Source organism: Gordonia sp. (in: high G+C Gram-positive bacteria), from assembly GCF_047606305.1.
GTDB lineage: Bacteria > Actinomycetota > Actinomycetes > Mycobacteriales > Mycobacteriaceae > Gordonia.
On the sequence record NZ_JASGER010000100.1, the window covers coordinates 1 to 6,211 of the forward strand.

At 72.8% G+C, this 6,211-nt stretch carries 4 protein-coding genes and 1 pseudogene; all 5 read right to left on the bottom strand.

Annotated features, from left to right (window positions below; translation table 11 throughout):
- Nucleotides 1-1,096: alpha/beta fold hydrolase (locus tag QM634_RS13680; RefSeq protein ID WP_415043329.1), on the bottom strand; the 1,096-nt coding region annotated here is incomplete at its 3' end.
- A 32-nt stretch (nucleotides 1,097-1,128) separates the two neighbouring features.
- The gene (alr, locus tag QM634_RS13685) at nucleotides 1,129-2,280 is read right to left on the bottom strand and encodes an alanine racemase (RefSeq protein WP_415043330.1); all 1,152 of its coding nucleotides are present in this window, start codon (nucleotides 2,278-2,280) and stop codon (nucleotides 1,129-1,131) included.
- Between the two features lie 15 nt (nucleotides 2,281-2,295).
- A complete protein-coding gene (locus QM634_RS13690) occupies nucleotides 2,296-3,774 on the bottom strand; it encodes an NAD(P)H-hydrate dehydratase (RefSeq protein ID WP_415043331.1) in 1,479 nt (492 codons plus the stop codon).
- Nucleotides 3,775-3,784: 10 nt separating this feature from the next.
- Nucleotides 3,785-5,647 (bottom strand): glutamine--fructose-6-phosphate transaminase (isomerizing), encoded by a 1,863-nt coding sequence (gene glmS, locus QM634_RS13695; protein WP_415043332.1) that lies wholly within the window; start codon nucleotides 5,645-5,647, stop codon nucleotides 3,785-3,787.
- A gap of 15 nt (nucleotides 5,648-5,662) precedes the next feature.
- Nucleotides 5,663-6,211 (bottom strand): annotated as a pseudogene (locus QM634_RS13700) (alpha/beta hydrolase); the annotation flags it as partial.

The following is a 6,211-nucleotide window of genomic DNA, read 5'->3' on the forward strand; positions in this document are numbered from 1 at the left end:
CGACGTCGACCGGCGGGGCCGCGATGTGGTCGACGAGCGGCGGGGCGTCCGGCCCGCGCTCGGCCAGCTTGGCGCGCACGCGGGTGAGGAGTTCGTCGAGGACCTCGTCGACCTGGTCGGGCCGTTCCATCTGGACCATGTGGCCGGCGCCCTGCACGATGGTGAGCCGACAGTTGTCGCCCAGTGCGCCGTACATCGAGTACGAGTTGGGGAACGGCGTCATACAGTCCTCGTCGCCGCAGATGACGACGGACGGCACCCCGGCCAGCGTGGGCAGCGCCGACGACTCGTCGTGGACCTCCAGCACCTGCAGGAAGTGCACGATCGTCGACAGCGGCGTTTGCCGGATCATCCGCTCGACGGCGCGACCGGCCGTCGGGCTGTAGAAGTCCGGGCCGAAGCTCGCCGCCAGCAGCACCGGCTCGAGGGCGCGACGCGCACGGGTGCGACCGGCCTCGATGAACCAGGGCGCGCGCCGGACCACCGCGCGAAACGCGCTGACCGCGGGGTTCTGCAGCGCCTCGCCCACCCCGGCCTCGGCGACGCCGCGGGCAGCGGTCGCGACGAGCGCGACCCCGACCACACGGCCGTCGGGTCCGAAGAGTTCCGGGTGGCGGCGCGCCAGGGCCATGGTCGTCATGCCGCCCATCGAGTGGCCGACGATGACCACCGGACCGGTCGGCGCCAGGGCGCGCAACACGGCCGCGAGATCGTCGCCGAGCTGGCTCATCGACGCCGTGTCCGCCGGCGCCGGATCGCTCCGGCCATGACCGCGGTGGTCGTAGAAGACCAGCCGCACCCGATCGCCCCACGCCTTGGCGAGCGCGGTCCGCTGGAAGTACCAGGAGCTCATCCGCAGGCAGTAGCCGTGTACGAAGACGACGGTGAGGTCGGGCTCGCCGTCGGCGCCCACGACCCGTGCGGCGAGTCGGACGCCGTCGTCGGCGGCGACGGTGTGCTCGGCCTCGCGGTAGATCGAGTCGAAGTGGATGTCGGTATAGGGGTCGGTGAGCCCGGCGCGCGCCTTGGTCACCTGCCGGGTCACCCCGGTCGCGGCCAGGTTGCCCAGCAGCGAGACACCCGCGGCCGGGCGCATCCGGCGCCTGCCCGTGCTCGTACGGCGCGCCATCACGACGACACCTCCGGCCCGACGTAACGGCGGGCGATGCGCGGCGCGATGCCGGTGACGATCTCGTAGTCGATGGTGCCGGTGAGGTCGGCCCATTCGCGCGCGGTGGCCTCGCCATCGGCGCCGGTGCCGAAGACGACGACCTCGTCGCCTTCGGTGACTCCGCCGCCGGCGGGCCCCAGGTCGACGACGAACTGGTCCATGCAGATCCGCCCCACCCCGGGGAAGTCGCGGCCGTTGATCCGCACGCGCAGCCGACCGGACAATGCGCGCGGGACGCCGTCGGCGTAGCCGACGGGGATCACCGCGGTCACCGTGTCGACGGGCGTGCGGAACGTGTGGCCGTAGGAGACGCCCCCGCCGGCGGGCACGTGCTTGACCAGCGAGACCTGCGTGCGCAGCGTCATCGCGGGGATCAGGTCGGCACTGCTGTGCTGCGGGACCGGGTTCAGGCCGTACACCCCGATGCCGGGGCGGATCGCGTCGAAGGACAGATCCGGGCGGGTCAGGGCGGCGGGTGTGTTGGCGAGGTGCACGAGCTCGGCCTCGGCGCCGACTCGCTTGAGATCGTCGACGGCGGCGCGCAGCCCGCGGGCCTGCTCGTCGTTGGCGGGGTTGTCCGGCTCGTCACCACAGGCGAGATGGGCCATCACACCGCGCAACCGGAGGGCGCCGTCGGCGTGCGCCCGGGCGAAGGCGTCGACGAAACCGGGCCACTCGTCGGCGGCGACGCCGCTGCGGTTCATGCCGGTGTCGACCTTGACGGTGACGGTGGCCGCCTCCCCCCGTCGCGCTGCCGCTTCCACGACGGCCGCCAGCTGACGCGGCGAGGACACGGCGATGTCGACGTCGCCGGCGATGGCGGCCTCGAAGTCGGTGTCGGGCGCGTGCAACCAGGCGGTGATCGGGGCGGTGATGCGGCCCTCGCGCAGGGCCAGGGCCTCCCCCACGTGTGCGACGCCGAGTCCGATGACTCCGGCGTCCACGAGGGTCCGCGCGACCGGCAGGGCGCCGTGCCCGTAGCCGTCGGCCTTGACGACGGCGAGCGCGCCCGCCCCCGCGCCGTCGGTCAGGACGCGGAGGTTGTGGGCGATGGCGCGCAGGTCGACTGTCGCGCTGCCCATGGCTGTGGTGCCGGCAGTTGCATGCATCGAGTAGCCATTGTCTCAGATCCGGCGCGATTGGGGGGCGGCGGCCGCCTCGGCGCGGAGCACCCTGATCGCCTCGCTGATGCCCGCTACCAGGGCCGATGCCCCGATCGGGGCTCCCGGCGCCCCCGCGGCGATGTGCGCGGCGACACTGTGGGCGCGCGCTCCCATCGCCGCGGCCGTCGCCGGCGGCAGCCCCGCGGCCAGTAATGCACCGATGATCCCGGAGAGGGCGTCGCCGGAGCCGGCGGTCGCGGCCCACGACGACCCGGCCTCGTTCACCAGTACCTCCGGCGCATCCGAGCGGGCGATGAGCGTCGCGCGGCCCTTCAGCAGCACGGTGGCCCCGGTCTCGGCGGCACAGGCGGCGACGGCGGCCACCCGGTCCGGTCCGACCGGTTCGCCGGTCAGGCGGGCGAACTCCCCGGCGTGCGGGGTCAGCAGCGTCGGCGCGCGGCGACCGGCGAGGAGGTCGCGGTGCCGTGCCAGCAGGGTCACCCCGTCGGCGTCGACGAGGACGGGCACGTCGCCGGCCAACACGGTGGTGAGCCGGCGCAGCGCGGCCTCGTCGGTGCCGAGGCCCGGACCGACGACCCAGGCCTGCACGCGGCCGGCCTCCTGCGGCTCGGGCACGGCGACGACCTCTGGGTGCGCGGTCACGACCGCGCTCGCCGCGGGGCCCGCATAGCGTGTCATCCCCGAGGTCGCGGCGACGGCGGCACCGGTGCTCAGCAGGGCGGCGCCGGGGTAGGCAGACGATCCGGCGACGATCCCGACGACGCCCTGGCGGTACTTGTCGTCCGTCGGCCGTGGCACCGGCCACAGTCCGCCGACCTGGGACGGTGACAGCGATGCGAGCACGGCGGCGTCGGCGGCGTCGGGAGCGAGCCCGATGTCCACGACGACCACCCGCCCGCACTGTGGGGCGGCCAGTACATGGGCACGACGGGGTACGCCAAAGGTGACGGTGAGATCGGCGCGCACCGCCGGGTCGTGGACGACCCCGGTGTCCGCGTCGACACCGGACGGCAGGTCGACCGCCACGACGATGGCGTCGGGCGATCTCTGTGCGGCGGCGGTGAACGCGGCGGCCGCGGCCGGGCGCAGCGGGCCGACACCGCCGATGCCGACGACTCCGTCGACGATCACGTCGAGCCGGTCGAACGCGTCGACCACCCGACCGCCGGCAGCGCGCAGGGCCGCCAGCCCACCGGCATGGGCGCGGTCGGGGGTCAGCAGGAGCGCTTGGACACCGACCCCGCGGCGCGCGAGGGCGGCACCGGCGTAGAGGGCATCGCCGCCGTTGTCCCCCGACCCGATCGCCAGACCGGCGCGGCGCCCGTAGACGCCGCCGGTCGCACGCAGCGCGTTCAGGATCGCGGTGGCCAGACCGTGGGAGGCGCGGCCCATGAGGACGCCGCCGTCGAGCAGTCCGGTCGCCGCCTCGGCAGCACGGATCTGGGCGACGGTGGGATACCTGGTCAGATCCGGGGTCATGGCCGGCCGGCTATTCGACGGTGACGGACTTGGCGAGGTTGCGGGGCTTGTCGACGTCGTAGCCGCGCTCGTCGGCGACGGTGGCCGCGAAGACCTGCAGCGGGATGGTCGAGACCAGCGGCTGCAGCAGCGTCGAGGTGCGCGGGATGGGGATGAAGTGGTCGGCGACGGCCTTGGCGGCCTCGTCGTCGGGCTCGGCGATGACGATCGTCTCGGCGCCGCGGGCCTGGATCTCGCGGATGTTGCTGACCATCTTCGAGTGCAGCACCGCGCGGCCCTCGCGGGAGGGCATCACGACGAAGACCGGCAACCCGGCCTCGATGAGCGCGATCGGGCCGTGCTTGAGCTCACCGGCGGCGAATCCCTCGGCGTGGATGTAGGCCAGCTCCTTGAGCTTCAGCGCACCCTCGAGTGCCACCGGGTAACCGACGTGGCGGCCCAGGAACAACACGGTGTCGCGGTCGGCCATGCTGCGGGCCAGTTCGCGCACCGGCTCCATCCCGTCGAGGACCTCCTGCACGGCGGCCGGGGCGGCCTCCATATCGGCGAACTCGCGGGTCACCTCGTCGATGAACTTGGTGCCGCGTGCCTGGGCCAGCGCGAGGCCGACCAGGTAGGCGGCGACGATCTGGGCCAGGAAGCACTTGGTCGACGCGACGCCGATCTCGGGGCCGGCGTGCGTGTAGAGCACGGCGTCGGACTCGCGCGGGATCTGCGCGCCGTTGGTGTTGCAGATGGCCAGGACGCGGGCGTTCTGGTCCTTGGCGTGGCGCACCGCCTCGAGGGTGTCGGCCGTCTCGCCCGACTGGGAGATGGCGACGACCAGGGTGGAGCGGTCCAGGACCGGGTCGCGGTAGCGGAACTCGCTGGCGAGCTCGACCTCCACCGGCAGACGCGTCCAGTGCTCGATGGCGTACTTGGAGAGCAACCCCGCGTGGTAGGCGGTGCCACAGGCGACGACGAACACCTTGCTGACGTCGCGCAGGTCCTCGTCGGAAATCCGCTGCTCGTCCAGGACGATCCGGCCGTCCTGCAGGTGCCCCAGGAGTGTGTTGGTGAGCGCCTCGGGCTGCTCGGCGATCTCCTTGAGCATGAAGTAGTCGTAGCCGCCCTTCTCGGCGGCGGCCAGGTCCCAGTCGATGTGGAAGGGCTTGCCGCTGCGCGGGTTCCCGTCGAAGTCGGTGATCTCGTAGGAATCGGCGGTGATCACGACGACCTCGTCCTGGCCGAGCTCCACGGCGTCGCGGGTGTGCTCGATGAAGGCGGTGACGTCCGAGCCGACGAACATCTCGCCATCGCCGACGCCGACGACCAGTGGCGTCGACCGGCGCGCGGCGACGATGGTGTCGGGGTGGTCGGCGTGGGTGAAGACCAGGGTGAAGGCTCCCTCGAGGCGGCGCAGCACGTCGTACGCGCTCGCGACGAAGTCCCCGGCGGTCGGGCCCGACTCGTAGGCACGCTGGACCAGGTGCACGGCGGTCTCGGTGTCGGTGTCGGACTTGAGGTCGACGCCGGCGGCTTCCAGTTCGGCGCGCAGCGGGGCGTAGTTCTCGATGATCCCGTTGTGGACGACGGCGACCTTGCCGTCGGCGGACAGGTGCGGGTGGGCGTTGCGATCGGTGGGCTTGCCGTGGGTCGCCCACCGCGTGTGGCCCATGCCGGTGGTGCCGGTCAGTCGCTTGGGGTCGACCGCGGCGATCTGCTTGTCCAGGTTCTCCAGCCGGCCGGCCTTCTTCTCCACGACGAGGCCGCCGTGGCCGTCGAGGATCGCCACACCGGCCGAGTCATAGCCGCGGTATTCCATCCGGCGAAGGGCGTCCACGACGATCCCGAGCGCCTGCCGCTGGCCCACGTACCCGACGATTCCACACATAGCTATTCAGGGTACCTAGCTACCGCGCAACGCCCGAATCGACGAGAGGCCCGCGGCGAGCGGTCCACTCGATTTGTCCGACGGCGGGCCGCCGAACAACTTCTCGACGTGGCTGCGATCGTCCTCGTCCGGATCCTCGGGATCGATCGATGCGACGGCTCCGAGCTCGGCCTCCGGGTCGGTGAACGCCGCGTATTCGTCCTGCCGCCCGGCCGTGGCCAGCGCGAACCCGGTCAGCAGGGCGCGCACCGCGGCGTGGACGTTCTTGTCGGCACCATTGATGCCGACCAGGGACTTGAGGTTGCGGCGCTGCAGAAGCGCGCGATCGGTGGCGCCCGGGACCGCGCGCAGACACACGTCGCCGGCGAGCTCCCGCGCGAGCGGCAACGGGTTGTCGGTGACGGTGTCCAACGAGGTGCCCGCGGCGACGACCATCGCCGGGACGTGCACCGAGGCCGCCGCGGCGAACGCGGTGTCGGTGGTCGGCGACGGGAAGACGGCGGCCAGGCTCGCCGCGCGGACCGGCTCGGTGGCGGCGAGGACGTCGGGCCCCAGGGCGAGGAC